General features: G+C 57.8%; 15 protein-coding genes. 2 read left to right on the top strand and 13 right to left on the bottom strand.

The genetic code is table 11. The annotated features are described in order from the left end of the window. Positions 1-44 precede the first annotated feature (44 nt). Together USG84_RS19380 and USG84_RS19375 are read left to right on the top strand one after the other, a co-directional pair. On the top strand, positions 45-1,064 hold the full coding sequence (locus USG84_RS19380) for a M4 family metallopeptidase (RefSeq protein WP_061097406.1): 1,020 nt from the start codon (positions 45-47) through the stop codon (positions 1,062-1,064). Then, entirely contained in the window at positions 1,065-1,415 is a 351-nt protein-coding gene (locus tag USG84_RS19375; protein WP_151414106.1) for a protealysin inhibitor emfourin, read from the top strand. Here USG84_RS19375 and USG84_RS19370 read toward each other — a convergent pair. The 13 genes from USG84_RS19370 to USG84_RS19310 all read right to left on the bottom strand — a co-directional run bounded on the left by USG84_RS19370 (position 1,412) and on the right by USG84_RS19310 (position 21,032). Next, on the bottom strand, positions 1,412-1,633 hold the full coding sequence (locus USG84_RS19370) for a zinc ribbon domain-containing protein (RefSeq protein ID WP_061097405.1): 222 nt from the start codon (positions 1,631-1,633) through the stop codon (positions 1,412-1,414). The genes USG84_RS19375 and USG84_RS19370 overlap by 4 nt on opposite strands. A 47-nt stretch (positions 1,634-1,680) precedes the next feature. After that, complete coding sequence (locus USG84_RS19365) at positions 1,681-2,715, bottom strand: Gfo/Idh/MocA family oxidoreductase (protein WP_151414107.1); 1,035 nt, start codon at positions 2,713-2,715, stop codon at positions 1,681-1,683. Positions 2,716-2,773: 58 nt separating this feature from the next. Next, complete coding sequence (locus USG84_RS19360; RefSeq protein ID WP_151414108.1) at positions 2,774-4,318, bottom strand: peptide MFS transporter; 1,545 nt, start codon at positions 4,316-4,318, stop codon at positions 2,774-2,776. A 299-nt stretch (positions 4,319-4,617) separates the two neighbouring features. Beyond that, positions 4,618-6,093, bottom strand: coding sequence for a ribosome biogenesis GTPase Der (der, locus tag USG84_RS19355; RefSeq protein ID WP_028014057.1), 1,476 nt, complete (start codon positions 6,091-6,093; stop codon positions 4,618-4,620). A 112-nt stretch (positions 6,094-6,205) separates the two neighbouring features. Next, the gene (bamB, locus tag USG84_RS19350; protein ID WP_048957768.1) at positions 6,206-7,384 is read right to left on the bottom strand and encodes an outer membrane protein assembly factor BamB; all 1,179 of its coding nucleotides are present in this window, start codon (positions 7,382-7,384) and stop codon (positions 6,206-6,208) included. A gap of 10 nt (positions 7,385-7,394) precedes the next feature. After that, on the bottom strand, positions 7,395-8,015 hold the full coding sequence (locus USG84_RS19345; protein ID WP_061097402.1) for a YfgM family protein: 621 nt from the start codon (positions 8,013-8,015) through the stop codon (positions 7,395-7,397). Positions 8,016-8,028: 13 nt separating this feature from the next. Continuing rightward, a complete protein-coding gene (hisS, locus tag USG84_RS19340; protein ID WP_116343255.1) occupies positions 8,029-9,303 on the bottom strand; it encodes a histidine--tRNA ligase in 1,275 nt (424 codons plus the stop codon). Positions 9,304-9,383: 80 nt separating this feature from the next. Then, positions 9,384-10,502, bottom strand: coding sequence for a flavodoxin-dependent (E)-4-hydroxy-3-methylbut-2-enyl-diphosphate synthase (ispG, locus tag USG84_RS19335; RefSeq protein WP_320738423.1), 1,119 nt, complete (start codon positions 10,500-10,502; stop codon positions 9,384-9,386). A gap of 26 nt (positions 10,503-10,528) precedes the next feature. Further along, on the bottom strand, positions 10,529-11,536 hold the full coding sequence (gene rodZ / locus USG84_RS19330) for a cytoskeleton protein RodZ (protein WP_061097399.1): 1,008 nt from the start codon (positions 11,534-11,536) through the stop codon (positions 10,529-10,531). A 292-nt stretch (positions 11,537-11,828) separates the two neighbouring features. Then, entirely contained in the window at positions 11,829-12,995 is a 1,167-nt protein-coding gene (locus tag USG84_RS19325; protein WP_014884812.1) for a bifunctional tRNA (adenosine(37)-C2)-methyltransferase TrmG/ribosomal RNA large subunit methyltransferase RlmN, read from the bottom strand. Between the two features lie 169 nt (positions 12,996-13,164). Next, positions 13,165-13,596, bottom strand: a complete 432-nt coding sequence (gene ndk / locus USG84_RS19320; RefSeq protein WP_003860625.1) for a nucleoside-diphosphate kinase — start codon at positions 13,594-13,596, stop codon at positions 13,165-13,167. Between the two features lie 157 nt (positions 13,597-13,753). Next, complete coding sequence (pbpC, locus tag USG84_RS19315; RefSeq protein ID WP_253542957.1) at positions 13,754-16,078, bottom strand: peptidoglycan glycosyltransferase PbpC; 2,325 nt, start codon at positions 16,076-16,078, stop codon at positions 13,754-13,756. A 1-nt stretch (position 16,079) separates the two neighbouring features. After that, on the bottom strand, positions 16,080-21,032 hold the full coding sequence (locus tag USG84_RS19310; RefSeq protein WP_253542959.1) for an alpha-2-macroglobulin family protein: 4,953 nt from the start codon (positions 21,030-21,032) through the stop codon (positions 16,080-16,082). Positions 21,033-21,269 lie beyond the last annotated feature (237 nt).

Raw genomic sequence — 21,269 nt, 5'->3', positions numbered from 1 at the left:
CTTACTATACTGCTGCTATTCCCTTTTTTAATAAGGAGAGCAGCATGTCCCATCTTCGTAGCGTTATTCCCCCTTATATTCTTCGTCGTATTATCGAAAGCGGTTCCGAGCCGCAGCAGCGCTATGCCCGTCAGACCTTAACCCACGTCCAGACGCTGATGGCGCATATGCCGGGCAAACCCGCCGCGCCGCACGTGAATAAGGCCGGTCAGCTTGAGCGCGATATCTACGACGCGAAACAGACCCAGGAGCTGCCGGGTACCCAGGTGCGTTATGAGGGGCAGCCCTCCAACGGCGATGTGGCGGTGGATGAAGCCTATAGCTATTTAGGCATCACCCATGATTTCTTCTGGAAAGAATATCAGCGTGATTCGCTCGATAATAAGGGGCTTATTTTGACCGGCACCGTTCACTACGGCCGGGAATATCAGAACGCCTTCTGGAACGGTCAGCAGATGGTGTTTGGCGACGGCGACGGGGAGATCTTTAACCGCTTCACGATTGCCATCGACGTGGTGGCGCACGAGCTGAGCCACGGCGTAACCGAGACCGAAGCCGGGCTTATCTATTTTGAGCAGTCGGGCGCGCTGAATGAGTCCCTTTCAGACGTGTTTGGCTCGCTGGTGAAACAGTACCATCTGAAGCAAACCGCAGATAAAGCAGACTGGCTGATTGGTGAAGGGCTGCTGGCCGCGGGTATTAACGGCAAGGGGCTGCGCTCCATGTCTGAACCCGGCACCGCCTACGACGATCCTCTGCTCGGAAAAGACCCGCAGCCCGCGCACATGAAAGATTTCATCAAAACGCGCGAGGATAACGGCGGCGTGCACCTTAACTCCGGCATCCCCAACCGGGCGTTTTATCTGGCCGCGACGGCGATCGGCGGTTACGCCTGGGAAAAAGCCGGTTATGCCTGGTACGACACGGTTTGCGATCGTAATCTGGCGCAGGATGCGGATTTTGATGCCTTCGCAAAACTGACGATAGCCCACGGAGAGAAACGCTCCGGCAGCGACGTTGGGGCGGCGATAAAACACGCCTGGGAACAGGTGGGAGTGCTGTAAATGCAGGTTCCGGAACTGACGGATGACGCCGTGGTTGAGCTGGCCCGGGAAGGCGGCGTCGCTTTTATCCCTAAGCTGAGCGGCCAGCGTACCATCGCGCTCTCCTCGCTTAATGAGGCCCAGCGCCAGCGCCTGGTGAGCATCCTGGAGCAGGCCTTTCCACGCGGTCAGCCGCCGGGTCAGTCGTCGTCACCCGGCAGCGGGGACCAGCGCTATTTCCGCATCCAGATTATCTGGACCGGGCAAAATCAGGCGCACTACGCCGATATCATCGTGCTGGTACCTGAGCAGGAAGCGCCCGAGTCGCTGGTCGAGCTGTGGAAGAAAGGCGAAGACTGCGTGTGCGATTAACCTTCGGCCGGGACAAACTCCACGCGCTTTTTAGAAATTAAGCCGTGGCCGTTCTGGCAGAAATAGTCCACCGCCCCGCAGGCTTTTAGTACCTGGAGTGGCTGATGGCACTCCGGGCAGCGGGCTTCGAGCGCGATATCTTTATTACAGTTTTCGCAGTGCGCTACCCCGTTCAGGGGTTCAAGCTGTGCCTGGCAATCCGGGCAGGTAATGGTCATGGTGTCTCCTTCAGGGCGTTCAGGTCTGCGATAATTTTACCACGTCTTCAGTGCGGGCCACGCAACTGTTGCTGCAAGGTCAGCAGCAGCGCCACCTCTTCAATTCTGCGGCGCGTTGTGCGGCTCACCTCCTGGGGATCGCGCTCAAACAGACTGTTTGCGCCAAGAATGTGTCCTGCAAGACAGCGTTCGTAGATCGTGCCGGGGATATGCCAGCGCTGAATATCCTTACCTTTAATTAGCTCCAGCACATCTTCCGCGCCGCGTCGGTCGTAGTTGATAATTCGCCCGTCGCGTAACCAGAGCCGCAGCCCCTTTTGCCCGCCCGCGGGCCCCGCGTATTTGTTAAGCCAGATGTCCACCGGCACGCCGCTGATGCTTCCCTGCAGGTGCGCCTCGCCTTCTGCGGTGGTCAGGTCACCTTTTGCAATATTGCGGCCCAGGCGGTCTTTGGCCGCCACCACCTGCAGCGTCATCTCGTCCTGACCGCCCAGATAGCGCACCGTTTCACGCAGCATCGCCAGCACGTGCGTACCGATATCCAGAATCACACCGTCCGGGTGGCGAAGCGTTCTGGTATCCGGTTCTCCGGTTGCGAAATTGAGCGCAATCGGTTCCCCTGCGGCGTTATACCCGCTCGGCTCCTGCAAAAAGCCTTCGATTCTGGCGATATCAGTAACATGGCCGACCAGCGACCGCGTCACCGTTTCAATGCGCGCCATCCAGTGGTCGAGCGCCAGCACGCGGGACGCCACACCGGGCGTTGCCAGCAGCGCGTTGAGTTTTTCGATTTGAGGAAGCGTGGCGACAATCGGTTTTTCAATCACAATCCGCGGGATCGGCGAGGCAATCGCCTGCTCAAGCACCTCAAGGTGGTGCAGCGATGCGGTGGTAATAAAAAGGGTATCCAGCGGGGTGGCTAAAAGCGCCGCAAGCGAGGCGCAGCGCGTAACGCCTTCAGGGTGCTTCGCGGGGAGAACATCAAAGCCGAAACAACGAACAGCGCCATCGAACAGGTTACGTAGTGCGGGCAGATACGCTGTTTCCACTACCGCACCAAGACCAACAAATCCTAACTGCATAGTTTCACCTCAGAAAATACCGTGCCGGGGCGAAACGCCTGCCCCGGCACACCGAGGTTTATGAGGCGCTAGCTGCCGGTTTAGTCTGCACATTTTCCAGCATGCGGCGCACCGGAACGATGAGGACGATCAGCACTGCGGCACAAATCAGCAGCGCGATGGAGCAGCGCGCGAAGAGATCCGGCAGCATATCCAGCTGGTCGGCCTTCACGTGACCGCCAATCAGGCCCGCCGCCAGGTTACCCAGCGCGCTGGCGCAGAACCACAGCCCCATCATCTGGCCGCGCATTCTCTCCGGCGCCAGCAGGGTCATGGTCGCCAGACCGATAGGGCTCAGGCACAGCTCGCCGAGCGTCAGCATTAAGATACTGCCCACCAGCCAGAACGGCGACACGCCCGCCCCGCCGTTGCTCAGCACGTTCTGTGCTGCCAGCATCATCAGGCCAAAGCCCCCTGCCGCACACAGAATGCCGATAACAAACTTGGTGATGCTGCTCGGGCGAATGTTCATGCTCGCCAGCTTCGGCCATGCCCAGCTGAACACCGGGGCCAGAAGGATAATGAACAGGGCGTTGATCGACTGGAACCACACCGCCGGAATTTCAAAATCACCCATCATGCGGTTAGTGTAGTCGTTGGCAAACAGGTTGAACGAGGTTGGCTTCTGCTCAAACGCGGACCAGAAGAACGCGGCGGAGACCAGCAGAATAAAGCAGACCAGCAGCCTGGCGCGCTCTTTTCGGTTCAGGCCCGCGAAAATGAACAGGTAGATAAAGTAGAGGGCAACGGACGCCGCAATTACGTAGACCAGCACGCTGGCTACCGCGACCGGGTTAATGACAATCACGCCCTGCGCGATCAGCGTCACGAGCGTTGCCACGCCTGCCGCCAGCGCCAGCAGCCAGACGCCCACGCCGTTGCGCTTCACCACCGGGCTGTTCCAGGTGGAGTCCAGGCCGACTTCGCTGTCGTAGCGCTTCATCGCCGGAACCGCAAACACGCGGAAGATAATCAGCGCCACCAGCATCCCGATGCCGCCAATACCAAAGCCCCAGTGCCAGCCGTGGGTTTTAATCAGCCAGCCGGAGATCAGCGGGGCGATGAACGAGCCCATATTGATGCCCATGTAGAACAGCGAGAAGCCGCCGTCACGACGCGCGTCGCCTTTTTTATACAGGGTGCCGACCATCACCGAGATACAGGTTTTGAACAGGCCAGAGCCGAGCACGATGAACATCAGGCCGATAAAGAACAGGTTATTGCCCATGATGGCCGACAGCGCAATCGACAGGTGGCCGAGCGCGATCAGAATCGAGCCGTACCAGACGGCTCTCTGCTGGCCGAGCCAGTTATCCGCCAGCCAGCCGCCCGGCAGCGCGGCCAGGTACATGGTGCCGGCAAAGATACCGACAATCGCCGAGGCGTTTTCGCGCGCCAGCCCCATGCCGCCGTCATAGACGGTGGCGGCCATAAACAGGATCAGCAGCGGGCGAATGCCGTAGAACGAGAAACGCTCCCACATCTCGGTAAAGAACAGCGAACCGAGCGGATACGGATGGCCGAAGAACGTTCGGCTCTCTTTTTGATTAACAGAGGATTGCATAATTCTCCCGAAAGGTATGTGTCGTGCTTGTAAACACCAGCAGGTACGCCGGCCAGTTACGTATCTGACCGATTTTTTACATGCGGCGAAAAGTTAGTTAACCATTTGATAACCAGTCGCTAGTTTTGTCTAGTACCAGCCCCTGGACTTTAAGATGAAAATTCGACGATTGTCTACTTTCTTAGATTTAAACGTGGTTGAAAATGAATAGTGATTGACATCACACAGAGAAAACCGTCGGTATGGCTGGGCAAAAAAAAGCCCGCGATAAACGCGGGCCTTAGTGAGATCGGCAATGATTATTTGCTTTTCTTAATGTGCTTAATCAAACGCTTACGCTTACGCATCTGGTTCGGCGTCAGGGTGTTGCGCTTGTTGGCGAACGGGTTTTCCCCTTCCTTGAACTGGATACGAATAGGCGTGCCCATCACGTCCAGCGATTTACGGAAGTAGTTCATCAGGTAGCGCTTGTAGGAATCCGGCAGGTCTTTCACCTGGTTGCCGTGAATCACCACGATTGGCGGGTTATAGCCACCGGCGTGGGCATATTTCAGCTTCACGCGACGACCGCGCACCAGCGGCGGCTGATGGTCTTCCGCAGCCATATTCATGATGCGGGTCAGCATGGCGGTGCTCTGACGACGGGTGGAGCTGTCATACGCTTCACGCACGGATTCGAACAGGTTACCGACGCCGCTGCCGTGCAGCGCAGAGATAAAGTGCACGCGGGCAAAGTCGATAAAGCCAAGACGGAAGTCCAGGGTCTCTTTCACCTGCTCGCGCACTTCATTGCTCAGGCCGTCCCACTTGTTGACCACGATAACCAGTGAGCGCCCACTATTGAGGATAAAGCCGAGCAGAGAGAGATCCTGATCGGAGATACCTTCGCGCGCGTCGATGACCAGCAGCACCACGTTGGCATCTTCAATCGCCTGCAGGGTTTTGATTACGGAGAATTTTTCCACCACGTCGGTGATTTTTCCGCGCTTACGTACCCCGGCGGTGTCGATGAGGACATACTCACGCTCATCGCGCTGCATCGGGATGTAGATGCTGTCACGCGTAGTGCCCGGCATGTCGTAAACCACCACGCGCTCTTCACCCAGAATACGGTTAGTAAGTGTAGACTTACCTACGTTTGGACGACCGACGATAGCCAGCTTGATCGGCAGATCCTGCGGGTTGAAGTCATCCTCAGGCTCTTCTTCTTCGCCCTCTTCACCGTCTTCGAACTGCGCCCAGTATGCGGCGTCTTCGTCCACCTCTTCCGGCGGGTTCACTTCGTCAACCCACGGCAGCAGAACGGTTTCCAGCAGGCTGGTCACACCGCGGCCATGCGATGCCGCAATCGGGTGGATATCTCCCATGCCCAGAGACCAGAAGTCCGCGATAGCCTGATCGGCGTCAATGCCGTCAGTTTTGTTCGCCACCAGGAAAGTTGGCTTTTCACGTGAACGCAGGTGCTTAGCGATTGCGGAGTCCGCCGGCATCAGGCCAGCGCGCGCATCCACCATGAACAGCACGACGTCCGCTTCTTCAATCGCCAGCAAGGACTGTTCCGCCATGCGGGTTTCAACGCCGTCTTCTGTGCCATCGATACCGCCGGTATCGATACAGATGAACTCGCGTCCTTCCACCTCTGCACGACCGTACTTACGGTCACGCGTCAGCCCCGGGAAATCCGCAACCAGCGCATCACGGGTGCGTGTTAAACGGTTAAAAAGAGTGGATTTTCCAACGTTAGGGCGCCCGACAAGCGCGACCACAGGTACCATGTTTGAAGCCTCATAAAATTCAAATAAACGTCGCTTTCGCAGCGTTTTTAAAAATGTCAAAACGGCTCCTGAGTGAACAGGAGCCGTTTAGTATACTACAACCGCCGGGTAATTAACGCGTGATCGCGTACAGCGTGCCGTCTTTTGCCTGAATCAGCAGTTTGCCGTCAGCCACAACCGGGTCGGTCAGGAAGCCTGAACCGTCCACTTTCTGCTGTGCCACGAAGCGGCCATTCTCTGGATCAACCCAGTGCATATAGCCTTCGCTGTCGCCAACCACCAGGCTACCGTTGTACAGCACTGGCGCGGTCAGCAGACGGTGCAGCAGATCGCTTTGCGTCCACAGCGTCACGCCGCCTTCGGTGCTCAGCGCCAGCAGGCGGTCGTTCTGGTCAACCATATAGATGCGGTTACCGTCCACGATGAAATCATTCACAGAGCCCAGCTCACGTTTCCACATGATCTGGCCGCTGCGCAGGTCCAGCGCGGTCAGGTTGCCGTTATAGGCCAGGGCGTAAACCACACCGTCAACGATAACCGGGGTAGTATCTACGTCGCTCAGGCGGTCAATTTCCGTTGAGCCAGTGGCCTGAGAGATACGCTGCTGCCAGATCATCTGGCCCTGCTGCATCAGCACGGCGCTCACGCGACCGTTGTCACCGCCCACAATGGCAGCGCCGAATGCGGTCGCAGGTGCAGATTCACCGCGCAGAGAGAGCGCAGGCATATCCAGGTTAACGGTCCATTTCACCAGACCGTCCGCTTCGTTCAGCGCCTGCAGCTGGCCGTTGCTGGTATGAATCAGCACCAGGCCGTCGCTCACCACCGGGCGAGACAGCGACTCACCGGCTACGGTTGTTTGCCAGGCAATAGAGCCGTCGCTGCTGTTCAGCGCATAAACCTGCGCTTTTTCGCTGCCCACGTAGACATGCCCACCGGAAACGGTCAGGCCGCCAGACAGCAGTGCAGGTTTACGGGAGAACCAGCCGTCTTTTTCCGCCAGGTTAACGGACCAGACTTCTTTCCCGTCATCGGCGTTTACCGCTTTCACGGTGCCTTTGCGGTCAGCGGCATAGACAACGCTGTCTGCATACGCAGGATGAAGGTTGGAATAGAAATCGCCAATCCCACTTCCCACGGAGACATCCCACGCGGTGGATGGGGTAAACTGGTTTTCAACCGTCGGCAGTGGGGACATTTTCACAACGTCTTCTTCGCCACTGAACAGTGAACAACCACTCAATAACGTAACAGAAAGCAGTCCTGGCAGAAGTAATTTACGCAATTGCATCGGGTCCCTCTCAGACGGACAAATTATTTATTTTCATCTGCATCATTTCGCTCAGCGCAGGTGACGCTTTGCTCTCTACGCCAGCTTGCCACGCTTTACGCGCGCCCGCTTTGTCACCCTTGCTCAGCAGTGCTTCACCGCGCAGATCGGCAACGATGGCAGCAAAACCTTCGCCTTTGATGGTATCGAGCGTTTTCAGCGCGTCGTCAGCTTTTTTCTGCTGAACCTGAATACGTGCCAGGCGCAGATTGATCACGGCTTTCAGGTTTTCATCGCTGGCAGCAGCAAGGCCCTGAGACAGCTGAGCAGCGGCTTTATCCAGTTCGTTTTTATCAACGTACTGCTGAGCCACTTCCAGTGCAGCCAGCGCACCGTAGGTGTTTTTGTTGTCAGCGGCAAATTTCTCTGCCGCCACCAGCGTTTGTGGCTGATCGGCGCGGAGCGCGCTAACGGTATTTTCATAAGACAGCGACGCGCCGCGCGCGGAATCCGCCTGATGATTGTTCCAGTAACGCCAGCCAACCAGCGCACCCACACCTAAAATTACCCCAACAACCAGCGCTTTGCCGTTTTCAGCAAAGAAGCGTTTAATCGCGTCGACCTGATCGTGTTCGTTCTCGTACATTTCCACGCCGTCTTTCTCCTTAGCCCAATAGAGTGCGCAAGTGCGCCGCAACGCCGTCCTGCGTTACCGTTGTCTGCTCACCAGAGCGCAGGTCTTTTACTACCACTTCGCCGTTAGCCACTTCGGACTCGCCCAGCACCAGTGCAATACTTGCGCCCCACTTATCGGCACGAGCAAACTGTTTTTTGAAGTTGCCGCCGCCATGGTTGGTCATCAGCTTAACGCCCGGCAGCGCATCGCGCACGCGTTCGGCAAGCTGCATCGCCGCAGACTGCGTTTCCGCGCCTGAAGCCACCAGGTATATATCGACAACGGAATCTGCTTTAAATTCCGGATTAACTGCCTGAACCAGCAAAACAAGTCGCTCAAGACCCATCGCGAAGCCAACCGCAGGCGCCGCACGGCCACCCAGCTGCTCAACCAGACCGTCATAACGGCCGCCGGCACACACGGTACCCTGCGAACCGAGGCTGGTGGTTACCCACTCAAACACGGTGCGGTTATAGTAGTCCAGACCGCGCACCAGACGCTGGTTCACGGTGTAGGCAATGCCCGCCGCTTCGAGCAGCTTGCACAGGCCGGTAAAGTGTTCGCGAGACTCGTCGTCCAGGTAGTCACCCAGCGCAGGGGCATCGTTCAGCAGCGCCTGGACATCAGGGTTTTTGGAATCCAGCACGCGCAGCGGGTTGCTGTACATGCGACGTTTGCAGTCTTCGTCCAGCTTCTCTTTATGCTGCTCCAGGAACGCCACCAGCGCATCGCGGTAGTTTGCGCGCGCTTCCAGAGAACCGATTGAGTTCAGCTCCAGGGAGACATGATCGGCGATACCGAGGGCACGCCACCAGCGGGCGGTCAGCATAATCAGTTCGGCGTCGATGTCCGGGCCCTGCAGGCCAAAGACTTCCACACCCAGCTGGTTGAACTGACGGTAACGACCTTTCTGCGGACGTTCGTGGCGGAACATCGGGCCGATATACCACAGGCGCTGCTCCTGATTGTACAGAAGACCATGTTCGATGCCGGCGCGTACGCAGCCCGCCGTACCTTCCGGACGCAGGGTCAGGCTGTCGCCGTTGCGGTCCTCAAAGGTGTACATCTCTTTTTCAACCACGTCGGTTACTTCACCGATCGCGCGTTTGAATAACGGGGTCTGCTCTACAATCGGCAAACGGATTTCGCTGTAACCGTAGCTGCCGAGCACCTGCTTCAGCGTGCCTTCAATGCGCTGCCAGATGGCGGTTTCGCCAGGCAGGTAATCGTTCATGCCGCGGATGGCTTGAATGTTTTTTGCCACGTTTATTCTCTTTCTATATACAAAAAAAACCCAAAGAATGGGTTCAATCATACATGGGAAGCGGCACGCTTCCCATCACGTTATTTTTCAACCTGCTGAACGCTAATGCGCTGCGTTTCGTCCATCATCGCGGCCTTGGCGCGGATGCGGGCTTCAAGCTGATCGATCATGTCGCTATTATCCAGACGATCTTTACGAACGCCATCTTCATAGAGACCACTTTTCTTGTTACCGCCGGTTACGCCCAGAGTTGACACCAGCGCTTCACCCGGACCGTTCACCACGCAGCCGATGATGGAAACGTCCATCGGGGTGATGATGTCTTCCAAACGCTGTTCCAGGGCATTCACCGTGCCGATCACGTCAAATTCCTGACGTGAGCAGGTTGGGCAGGCAATGAAGTTGATCCCGCGCGAACGAATGCGCAGTGATTTCAGGATATCGAAACCGACCTTGATCTCTTCGACCGGATCGGCCGCCAGCGAGACGCGCAGGGTGTCGCCGATCCCTTCGGAGAGCAGCAGCCCCAGACCGATCGCGGACTTAACCGAACCGCTACGCAGGCCGCCCGCTTCGGTGATCCCGAGGTGCAGAGGCTGATCGATCTCTTTTGCCAGCAGGCGGTAAGATTCCACCGCGAGGAAGACGTCGGACGCTTTTACGCTGACTTTAAACTGATCGAAGTTAAGGCGATCGAGATGATCGACGTGACGCATCGCGGATTCGAGCAGCGCCTGCGGCGTAGGCTCGCCGTATTTTTCCTGGAGATCCTTTTCCAGGGAGCCGGCGTTGACGCCGATACGGATAGGGATATTTTTGTCGCGGGCGCAGTCCACCACCATGCGGATTCGCTCTTCATTACCGATGTTGCCCGGGTTGATACGCAGGCAGTCGACGCCGTATTCAGCGACTTTCAGCGCGATACGGTAGTCGAAGTGGATATCTGCAACCAGCGGAACGCTGACCTGCTGTTTGATCAGCTTAAACGCCTCAGCGGCATCCATGGTGGGCACGGAGACGCGAACAATGTCCGCGCCTACACGCTCTAATGCTTTGATTTGGTTGACCGTCGCTTCCACGTCCGTGGTGCGCGTATTGGTCATCGACTGGACGGCGATAGGTGCCCCATCGCCGACTGGCACATTCCCAACGTAAATCCGTTTCGATTTTCTACGTTGAATCGGAGCCTGGTTATGCATGAAAAATCTCCCGCGTTGCCCGTCTGTTACTGTGCTGCTGATTGTTCGGCATTAACGGTAAGACGTGCAACCTGGTTAGTTCTGATAAAGCGGCTCAGGTCGACAGGTTTTCCTTGATACTGGATCTGTACCGCTGCCGGAGCGCCAATTTTAAGCTTATAAGGAGCCTGACCGACCAGATTTAAATTGCCATCTTTACGCTGCAGGCCACTGAAGAGTTTTTTACCTGTCGCGTCAGTCACTTCCAGCCAGCAGTCAGCCGTGAAGTTCATCACCAGCGCGTTTGGATCGGCGGCTGGTGCGGCGGTTGCCGCCGGGTCAGTCGGCAGGGACGCCGCGGCGTTGTCCGCAGGCTGAGTCGCTGCAGGGGCGTTCGTTGCGGTATCGACATTTGCCTGAGAAGGCGCGACGACCGCGTTTTGATCCTGAGCCTGCGGCGCAGCGGTGTTAGCCGTTGCGGCCGGAGCCTGTGCTGCATCGGTTGCCGGAGCCGTCGTTTGCGGCTCGCTTGAGGCCGCCGCACCCTCGGTGTTCAGCGGGACGCTCTGGGCGCCACCGTTGCTCGCCTGATTGAGTTCGGCGGAGGATTGATCGGCCATGGTGGTGATCTCTTCCTGCTGCGCCTTGTGGTTTTGCCACCACCACGCGCCGGTCAGACCGACAACAACAAACAGCACCAGCCAGGTAAAGCTCATCAGCCAGCCATCGCGTTTTTTACGACGTTTCCCCAGGGAGAAAGTTTGCATCGGGGCAACTTTTGCTGCACGAACCGGTGCCTGCTTCTCCATCATTGGCAGTAATTCGTTTTCGGGGATGTGCACCAGTTTTGCGTAAGAGCGGATATACCCGCGCAGAAATGTTGAAGCCAGATCGGCAGGCGCCTTATCTTCTTCAATATCGCGAACCGTGGAAACCTTCAGGCACAAGCGTTCTGCGACAGCTTGCTGGCTGAGTCCGAGTTGTTCACGGGCGTTGCGAAGACGAACGCCAGTGGAGAGTGCTTCATGTTGGTCGTGAGTGGCTTCAGTATTCATTCGCTACAACTACTGGTACGTGAAAAAAAGGGTTCAGGTGCCGGTGAGTCACAATGCCACCCGCACCGCGAAACTTCAGGTCAGTTAACCTTGAACAGACAGTATAAGACTGTCAGCCCGGAGATGACAGTACAGCCCTGCCCGAACGGCTAAACTGTTGTTACGTCGTTACATACTGCCCGAAAGTCGGATGAAACGCACCGTAATTATTGATCAGTCATCACGAATCTGACTGATTATTCAGAAAGATTAAGCATCACGGCGCAGATAATGCGCCGTGAGTGCATAATAATCAAACAGCTTTGACCGCAATCGTCTCGCCCTGCATGCGTTTACGCAGGGTACGTTTGGTACGGTCAATGACGTCGCCCGCCAGCTGCCCGCACGCGGCATCGATATCATCACCACGGGTTTTACGCACAATGGTGGTGAAACCATACTCCATCAGCACCTTGGAGAAACGGTCGATACGGCTGTTCGAGCTGCGGCCATACGGCGCGCCCGGGAACGGGTTCCATGGGATCAGGTTGATTTTGCATGGCGTATCTTTCAGCAGCTCAGCCAGCTGATGCGCGTGCTCGGTACCGTCGTTAACGTGGTCAAGCATCACGTACTCGATGGTAACGCGGCCCTGATTCGCGTTGGATTTCTCCAGGTAGCGACGCACGGCAGCGAGGAAGGTTTCGATATTGTACTTTTTGTTAATCGGTACAATCTCGTCACGAATTTCATCGTTTGGCGCGTGCAGGGAGATAGCCAGCGCAACGTCAATCATGTCGCCGAGCTTGTCCAGCGCAGGCACAACGCCTGAGGTAGACAGCGTCACGCGGCGCTTGGAGAGGCCAAAACCGAAGTCATCCAGCATGATCTCCATCGCCGGCACCACGTTGGTCAGGTTCAGCAGCGGTTCGCCCATCCCCATCATTACCACGTTGGTGATCGGACGCGTGCCGGTCACTTTTGCCGCACCCACGATCTTAGCGGCACGCCAGACCTGGCCGATAATTTCAGACACGCGCAGGTTACGGTTAAAACCCTGCTGAGCCGTAGAGCAGAATTTGCACTCCAGCGCACAGCCCACCTGAGAAGAGACGCACAGCGTGGCGCGGTCTTCTTCCGGGATGTAGACGGTTTCAACGCGCTGATCGCCTACCGCAATCGCCCATTTGATGGTGCCGTCTGCCGAGCGCTGCTCTTCCACCACTTCCGGCGCGCGGATTTCAGCCACTTCTTTGAGCTTGTTGCGCAGCACTTTGTTGATGTCGGTCATCTCATCAAAGTTGTCGCTGCAGTAGTGGTACATCCACTTCATTACCTGATCGGCACGAAACGGCTTCTCACCCATATCTTTAAAGAACTCGCGCATCTGCTGACGGTTCAGGTCCAGCAGGTTAATTTTTCCATTTTTATTGGGAACCGCAGGAATGGCGACTTCGGAGGTATTCACTAGTTCAGACATAATTTTTTCCGGCCTCGTTGTTACACGTTGTGGCCCATGGAGGGTTGAATAGAAACGCCCCGGAAAGCGGTCTGCTCGTCCGGGGCGTTGCATTGTACAAAGTCTGGCGCAGGGATGCCACGTCTGGACGTGGCATTTACGAAAATAATGTGTAAACGAAACCGTTAAATTAACGGGTACGTGGACACACTTCGCCTTCCGCGAAGAAGAAGGCGATTTCGCGCGCAGCAGATTCAACAGAGTCGGAACCGTGGGTGCCGTTCTCGGTGAAGCTGTCCGCGTAGTCAGCGCGCAGGGTACCCGCCAGCGCGTTGTCCGGGTTGGTTGCACCCAGCAGATCGCGGTGACGCTGAACTGCGTTTTCGCCTTCCAGCACGGACACCACGATTGGACCGGAGGTCATGAACTCAACCAGGCCATCAAAGAATGGACGACCTTCGTGCTCAGCGTAGAAACCACGAGCCTGCTCAACGGTCAGGTGCAGCATTTTGGTGCCAACGATCTTAAACCCTGCTGATTCGAAGCGAGCGAAGATGCTGCCAATAACGTTTTTTGCCACCGCGTTTGGTTTGATGATGGAAAAAGTACGTTCAATAGCCATGATAACCTCTGTAAAATGTTCTGTTGTTTTGCATACCTGAGTATGGTGTGGCGCGGATTATAAAGAGCAATAGCGCCATTGCCTATGGATTCAGGTAACATTTTTTTAAAATAAGACGAGTTTTAGCAACAGCTCACATCCGAAAGCTGTTTTCAGATCACTGCAACGTAAAATTCACCGTCGCGACCTGCCCGCTCTCATCCATAACGAGTAACTGATAATCGCCCGATTTATCAAGCTGTAATGTGTAAACTCTTCCCTTTACACTCAGCGGTTCACCGTTCAAAAACCACCAGCGCTCACCGCTGTTGCCGGTCGCCTGAAGCGGCAGCGAAACGCGGGATTCACCCGGGAGACGTTTGATAACGGCCCCTTCGCGCACGCCTGTCAGGATGAGTGGCGCAGGTGCATCCTGCGACAACGGAGGACAGGTTGTTGATGAAGGCGGGACCCGTACCGCACGACGCTCGGTCGCAGGCAGCCACGGCTCCAGCGGCAGCGGCCAGACGTCGAGAACTTTTTCTGTGGCATCAGGGCAATCTGCCGCCACACGCTTGCCCGTTTTATCCAGCCAGACCGGAAAACGAATGCCGCGAATGCCTTCCTGTTCCGGCAGCAGTAGCGTGGGCGGTTCACTCCCTTCCAGCAGCCAGGTCGAAAGACGGCGCCGACAGTTTTCACTGCCTTCCGGCAGCGACTGACCGCCCGGCCAGCAGATCACGCCCCGCCCGACGCTTTCCGGGCGCGGATCGCGCGGCAGGCGGGCTTCGTCTATCGTCGAGCGTGACTGAAGCAGGTTATTCACCTGGTTTAATAGCGGAACCGCGCTGGCGAAACCAAACTGCCCCGCTACCGGCGTGCCGTCAGGTCGCCCTGTCCAGATACCTATTACGTAACGGGCATTCAAACCGATGGCCCAGGCATCGCGATAGCCGTAGCTGGTGCCCGTTTTCCACGCCAGGGGGGCGATTTGCGGCAGCGCGCTGTCCGGCAGCGGCTGCGCCTCGTTCGCCAGAATACGGCGAATAATCCACGCCGAACCTGGCGATAACAGCGGGCGTTCAGTCAGCGGGTCGCTCGGCTGTAAGCGCAGCCGGCCCGCCTTGCCATGCCTTGCAAAGGCGCTGTACGCGGCGGCGATATCCGCCAGCCTCGCGCCTGCGCCACCCAGGATCAGCGACAGATTCGGCTGCGCTCCGGCAGGCAGGATCAGCGGCAGCCCGGCATTGCTCAGCATCCCGGCAAACCGTTTGGGACCATAGGCTTCCAGCACCTGTACCGCTGGCAGGTTGAGCGAACGCACCAGCGCTTCACTCATGCTGACCGGCCCGTGGAACCCGCTGTCAAAATTTCCCGGGCGATAATCACCGGTTTTTCTGGGCACGTCCTGAAGCAGCGAGGCGGGATGGATTAGACCATCGTCCAGCGCCATGCCGTAGATAAAGGGCTTTAATACCGATCCCGGGGATCGGATCGCGTTGACCATATCCACGTGGCTAAAACGGCTGTCATCGTTGATATCCACCGAGCCAACCCAGCCTCGCACCTTCATGTCGGTATGATCGACCACGATCATCGCCAGCGAGCTGCGCGCAGGCAGGCGGGATTTCCAGTTCATCGCCAGCTCTTCCAGCTGCCGTTGCAGTCCGGCATCCAGCGTGGTGACAATTTTCGTATCTCGGCTTTTGCCAAGCATCATGCGTGCAAAGAGCGGCGCCAGCTGCGGCATCTGCCGGGGAGCCAGCCATACCGGCTCTTCACGGGACTCTTTCACCTGCTTTGCTGACCAGACGCCCTGAATCATCATGCGGTCGAGCACTTTGTTGCGTGCCGCTTCGGCCCGCTCGGGCCAGCGGTCCGGGCGCAGACGGCTGGGTGCCTGCGGCAGTACCGCCAGCAGCGCCGCGTCGGAGTAGCTCAGCTGCGAAGGGGGTTTTCCAAGATAGGTCCAGCTTGCCGCCCCCACGCCCTGCAGCGTGCCGCCAAACGGAGCGCGGTTGAGATAGAGCGTAAGAATGTCACGCTTAGAAAGATGCCACTCCAGCTGCATCGCCCGCCAGAGCTGGCGAATTTTGCCGCCAAAGGTGCGCGGATGCGGATCCAGCAGGCGCGCCACCTGCATGGTAAGCGTGCTTCCTCCCGAAACCACTCTTCCGGAGCTGAGATCCTGCCAGGCTGCGCGAAGAACAGAGAGCGGGTTTACGCCAGGATGATCCCAGAACCAGCGATCTTCATACTGGATCAGAGCCTCAAGATAACGGGGAGAAACCTCTTCAATCGTAACCGGGTAGCGCCAGATGCCTTCGCTATCGGCAAAACGCCAGAGCGGCGCGCCCTTTTCGTCTACCACAACTCGCGCGGGGTTAACCTCTTTCAGAGGCAGCGGCCACAGGCGGTCGGCGGCGACAATCAGCCCCCCTAAAACGAGAAGCGCTCCCGCCAGCCAGAGCCAGCGGGAGCGTATCAGACGTGCCATTCGCATGTTACGGAACAACAATCAGCGGGCCGCTGGCCGCACCCGTTGCCCGCCACTGCGGAACGTACATAGACTCCACCATCGGAACCGGCACCTGATAGGTTCCCGGCGTCACGGCGCGGGCCAGATAGACCAGCGTGACCGGCTGACCTTCGTTTACCGGCACGGCTGCCACAAAGCGGTCGTCGCGGAACTCCATATGCTGAATGTCCGCCTGCTGCATCTGGCTGAGCAGGTTCTGCACTTCGCTACCGCTGTCCTGCAGGCTGGCGCTGCTGCTCGCCAGGTTCTGGTTTTCCAGCTCCAGACCTGCCGGGAGAAGATCCACTACCAGCGCATCCGGCACGTTCTGGCTGGCTTTCACTTCAAGCCAGACCAGCACCAGCTCACCGCTCTTCAGCGAAGAGAGCGATTTGCTGCTGCCGTCTGTTGCCAGGATATGACGTTCAACCTGCAGCACGCTGGAGCTCGGCTGAGGCGCATATTCCGGATAGCCGGTGCTGTCCAGACGTACCCACAGCGGTGCCGTGCCGGTATTGGTTACCTGCAGCGCACCAAGCTGGTCGCCGTTCACGTTTTGTACCTGCGCCTTATCGCCGCCTGATGCGGTATCAGACAGGGAGGTTTTCGCCTGCCATGCGCCTGACAGGGTTTGCAGAGAACGTCCGGCCAGGAACAGCGCGTTGCTTTCCTGAGTAGACAGCCAGCGCTGGCTGAAAGCCTGTTCAGACAACGCGTTCAGCAGCGTATTTTGCGCATCCGGCAGCAGCTTGTACTCTTCCAGCAGGGAGAGCATCAGGGCATTGTCGCGCAACTGGCTGCCGTAATCAGCCATCCAGTTTTTGCTGTCGTTGCGCGGCGTTTTAAGTGCCAGATCCAGCGCCTGCTGGCTGCGCGGCGCGTCGCCCATCAGTTTAAGCGCCATACCCAGCTGCATCAGCGGCAGCCCGGAGGCGGCCTGAGCGTGACGCTCCCAGATTTCACGCAGCGCACCGAGCGGCGCTTTTTGCTGACGCGCCAGCACCAGCGAGGCATACGCCTGTACGGCAAACTTGCTGGCCTGGGTGTCGTCGCTGTAGCGGATAGACATCATGCCCGGATCCTGCAGGTAGCGCAGCAGACGGTTGCTGGCGTTGTTCACCGCATCGGCAGGCACGCTATAACCCTGCTCGCCCGCGCGCACCAGGAAGTCAGTCACATAGGCGGTCAGCCAGTACTCTTCCGGGCCGTTTTTATCCCACAAGGCAAAACCGCCATCATCACGCTGCATCTGCAGCAGGCGGGAGATCCCAATATCAATGGCAGCGCGGCGCTTGTCATCGGTATCTCCTTTGATGCCAAGCGCGGTCAGCTGCGCCGCGTTGGTATAAAGAGACGGGAACAGGCCGCTGGTGGTTTGTTCCAGGCAGCCATACGGATACGCCTGCAGTTCGCGGATGTAGCGTGCCAGGTTGAGCGGTGGTTTGCCGCTCAGCAGCAGTTGCCCCTGCAGGGTGGCAGGAGAGAAACCGTTACTATGCTGCGCCGGTGCGGTCCAGGACTCGCCGGGGGTCAGCATGGCACCGGTATTGACCGTCTGCGCCGGGAACGCCGGACGAATGCCGATTTTCCAGCTCTTCTGCTGCGGGGCAAAGGTTTCGCCCGGAAGCTCCAGGCCGGTAACCTGCGCCGTCACCTCACCCTCGCCATCCCCCTCCAGCGCGCGCACCGGAATGAACAGGGTGCTGCGCGCGCCCGGAGGCAACTGAACCGGCTGCGGCTGTGCGCCTTCCAGTGACAGTTTGCCTGTCGCGCTCAGGGCGACGTTCAGCGTTTGCGGTTTGTCGGTCAGGTTAGTGAGATCCAGCGTCAGCCGTGAGGTATCTCCACTTGCCAGGAAGCGCGGCGTATTAAGCTCGGTAATAACCGGCGCGGCCACCACAACCTTACTTTCGCTGCTGCCGAAATCATCTTCCGTCCACGCCTGCGCCATCAGACGCAGTTCGCCGTTGAAATCACCAATCGGCAGCGTAACGGTGCCTTCTCCGTTGGCATCCAGCGTAACCGGCTGAGCCTGCTGGGCAATAATGGTGACGTGGTTCACCGGCGGTTTGCCGCCGCGCTTGAGTTCATCGCCATCACCACCGAAGCGCAGCGCGGCCATACGGCCCTGCCCTTCAATGACCTGGCCGTAAATATCGTAGATATCCGCGCCGTAGCGCTTCTGGCCAAAGAAAGCCTGCCACGGATCCGGCGTGACGTAATCGGTAATGTTCAGCACGCCGCTGTCCACCGCCGAGACCAGCACGTTCACTTTCTGCGGAACCGCCCCCTCTTTCACGCTGGCCTTCACCTTCACGGAGAGCGTCTGGTTTGGACGCATTTTCTGCGGGTTATCCAGCGCTATGTTCAGACGGCGATTTTCGTCGCCCATCGGCAGATGCAGCAGACCGACCGCGCGCTTCGGCGTGGCGGATTTGGATTTATCGCCAGGACGCACCACCAGCGTGCTGAGGTAGAGATCGTGCCGTTTCCAGGCTTTATCCACCGGAATGGAGAGATCCAGACCGTTTGCCGGTACGTCGATCTCTTTCCACCACAGCGGCCCTTCGCTGGATTCAATCATGGCATAGCCCTTGCCTGCGGCTGGCGCTGCAATGTGCAGCTGGATGGTATCGCCTGGCTGATAGGCCGGCTTATCCAGTTTCAGCGTCACGCGGTCAGGGCGTGCGGCTCCCGTGCCGTCACTGTTATCCTGCCAGCTGTAGCCTGCCCAGAAGCGCACGCTGCTGACCATTTCATCAGGCGCTTTCACTTCCAGACGGTATGAGCCCCACTCCACCGGGAAGGTGACTTTGCCGGTTTCATCGGCCTTGAGGCTAAGCTCCTGCTCGCCCTCAACCAGATCTTTTTGATCGAACTGAGACTGCCAGCCTTCGCTCTCAGACCAGTTCCAGAAGTAGTCGCGGCGCTCGCGGATCAGACGAACCTGCAAGCCGGACACCGCTTTTTTCGCCCCGCTGGCGTCGGCATAGACGATGTCAAAGCTGGCGTTGCCGTTCTCATCGACAATCGGCTGGTTGACGGTGGTATCGGTACGGTAGTCGTAAACCGCTTTACTGGCGAACTGCGGGCGAATACCCGGCAGCTCCGCCGCGGGCCAGATGGCCTGCTCAGCGCGGCGCGTCACGGGACGACCGCCCGACTCCAGCAGGCTGGCCTGCAGAATCAGCTGCAGCGGCGAGTGTACCTCTTTCCACTGGCTTTCGGTGGTCACCTGCCCGCGCCCCTGCTCGTCCAGCGTAAGCTGCACTTCATCCAGGCTGCGGCTCAGGTTTTCCTCAGCAATATCACCGAACTGGAAGCCCGGCAGCGCAGCAACCGCCTCGCGCAGCGGACGCAGGAAAAGCTGGCCCTGCAGCGAGTTGCCGTTGGCCGGCGCGCCATAGAGGTAATAGCCCACGACGTTAAAGTCCACGTTATCCTGCGGGGAAACCGGCGCTTTTTGTCCCGTCAGGTTCAGCGCCATACGCTCAGGCATGAAGTCTTCGACGTGGAAGTCCCACAGGCGCTGCAGGTTATCGCCCGTGTTGGCGCGAATATGCCACATGCCGGTCTGCGCGCCGCTATCCAGCGGATAATTGAAGCGGTAGAGGCCGTTCTCAGGCTGAACAACGATCGTGCGTGCCACCTGGCCGTCCGGGCGCAGCACGTCAAGCTTCACGGGCTGGTCGGGAAGCGGTTTTCCGTCGCTGTCGCGCAGTAAGCCGTTGAGGATCACCGTTTCACCCGGACGATAGAGATCGCGCGGGCCAAACATAAAGAATTGCTTGCTGAAGCCCGGGTTACCGGCAATATCGAACTCCGCCAGATCCAGCGCCGGAAGCTTGAGGTCAAGCAGCGTGGTCTGGCCGTCTTTGCTGGCCAGAATCAGCGCGGCTTCTTTATCGGTTTCAAGCTTCGCATGACCGTCGGCGTCGCTGTTCGCCTCGGCAAGCGTCTGCCCTTTGTCATTCAACAGCGTGACGGTGACGCCGGACTGCGCCGCACCGTTTTCCAGACTCTGGGTGAAAATGTCCAGCCGGTTATGATAGCGGTGAGCGGACAAACCGATATCGCTCAGGGTAAAGAGCGTTGCGGCATTGCTGTAGTTGTAGTGCCCGGCCTGGTTCATGACGGCGATATAAACGCCGGACTGCTGAAGCGGCTTGATATCTTTGAGCGGCAGGAGCAATTTTTCACGCGTGTTGCGCGCCGGATTGAGGTCAAAACGACCGGTATAGACCAGTTCCGACATCTTCAGCAGATTGTCGGATTCCCAGTTGGTCAGGGCGTTACGGTACTCCCACTGGCTGACAAACGAGGCCAGCGATTCCGGCTTCACGCGGTAGAAATTGACGTCCACGTTGTTGACGTTAAGCGCCATCACCGGCAGACCTTCCACCACCTTGCCCGGCAGCAGCGAGCCGCGGCTGGCAAAACCGACCGTTGGTTCTATATCTCGCGTGGTCAGGGCTTTTTCATAATCAATGCCAAAGGTCGCTTTGTTCAGCGCCACCAGGCCACGATCCACGGTGATGACCAGGTTTCGGTTAGGCTCCAGATGACGCAGGCGAAGCTCTTTCAGGTTAGGCGCGAGTTCCCACGCCCCGTCAACTTTGCCGCTTTTCTTATCCACGACATGCACCGTTTTGGCGAAATCCTGATTTGGATCCAGCGGCACAGAGAAGGTCAGCACCAGCGTGGCGGCACCGTCGAGCTGAACTTCAGAGGCATCAAGCAGGGTCAGCGCTTTTCCCTGACTCTGGGCGGCCATTTTAGCCAGCTTTTCAGCGTCGGGCTTTTCTGCGGCTTTCGGTGTTGATGCAGTAGACGCTGCTGGCGCAGCAGCCTGAGGCTTATCGTCGCTGTTATCACAGCCGACAAGCGTAAACGTGGTGAGCAGCGCGAGAGAGATCGCGGCTAAGCGAAACGGTTTCATCCTGTGTCCCTGGCCTGAGGGGGCCTGTTGGTCGTCGTCCGGATAAGTATTATCCGCAAGTTTCGTTAATACCAAAAGTCCAATTTTAGAATCTGGAAAGCGCCTCGCAGAATGGTATTCCCCCGTTATACCGGGATGGAACAGCGATCACAGCGCATAACGTCACATGTTACCTTTTACGTCATTTGTTTTTAAAACAAGAAGATAGCTGGATATGTCCGCTCTGAGCCTGCTAGT

The organism is Enterobacter sp. 168J2 (genome assembly GCF_034107265.1).
Taxonomy (GTDB): Bacteria; Pseudomonadota; Gammaproteobacteria; order Enterobacterales; family Enterobacteriaceae; genus Enterobacter; species Enterobacter nematophilus.
The sequence above is the reverse complement of the archived record's forward strand: the minus strand, read 5'-3'. Positions and strand labels throughout refer to the sequence as shown.

Coding starts and splice junctions, on each gene's coding strand:
- rodZ (WP_061097399.1), bottom strand. CDS start 11,536: ATGAATACTGAAGCCACTCACGACCAACATGAAGCACTCTCCACTGGC.
- USG84_RS19375 (WP_151414106.1), top strand. CDS start 1,065: ATGCAGGTTCCGGAACTGACGGATGACGCCGTGGTTGAGCTGGCCCGG.
- USG84_RS19325 (WP_014884812.1), bottom strand. CDS start 12,995: ATGTCTGAACTAGTGAATACCTCCGAAGTCGCCATTCCTGCGGTTCCC.
- USG84_RS19380 (WP_061097406.1), top strand. CDS start 45: ATGTCCCATCTTCGTAGCGTTATTCCCCCTTATATTCTTCGTCGTATT.
- bamB (WP_048957768.1), bottom strand. CDS start 7,384: ATGCAATTGCGTAAATTACTTCTGCCAGGACTGCTTTCTGTTACGTTA.
- der (WP_028014057.1), bottom strand. CDS start 6,093: ATGGTACCTGTGGTCGCGCTTGTCGGGCGCCCTAACGTTGGAAAATCC.
- pbpC (WP_253542957.1), bottom strand. CDS start 16,078: ATGCGAATGGCACGTCTGATACGCTCCCGCTGGCTCTGGCTGGCGGGA.
- USG84_RS19370 (WP_061097405.1), bottom strand. CDS start 1,633: ATGACCATTACCTGCCCGGATTGCCAGGCACAGCTTGAACCCCTGAAC.
- USG84_RS19360 (WP_151414108.1), bottom strand. CDS start 4,318: ATGCAATCCTCTGTTAATCAAAAAGAGAGCCGAACGTTCTTCGGCCAT.
- ispG (WP_320738423.1), bottom strand. CDS start 10,502: ATGCATAACCAGGCTCCGATTCAACGTAGAAAATCGAAACGGATTTAC.
- USG84_RS19365 (WP_151414107.1), bottom strand. CDS start 2,715: ATGCAGTTAGGATTTGTTGGTCTTGGTGCGGTAGTGGAAACAGCGTAT.
- ndk (WP_003860625.1), bottom strand. CDS start 13,596: ATGGCTATTGAACGTACTTTTTCCATCATCAAACCAAACGCGGTGGCA.
- USG84_RS19310 (WP_253542959.1), bottom strand. CDS start 21,032: ATGAAACCGTTTCGCTTAGCCGCGATCTCTCTCGCGCTGCTCACCACG.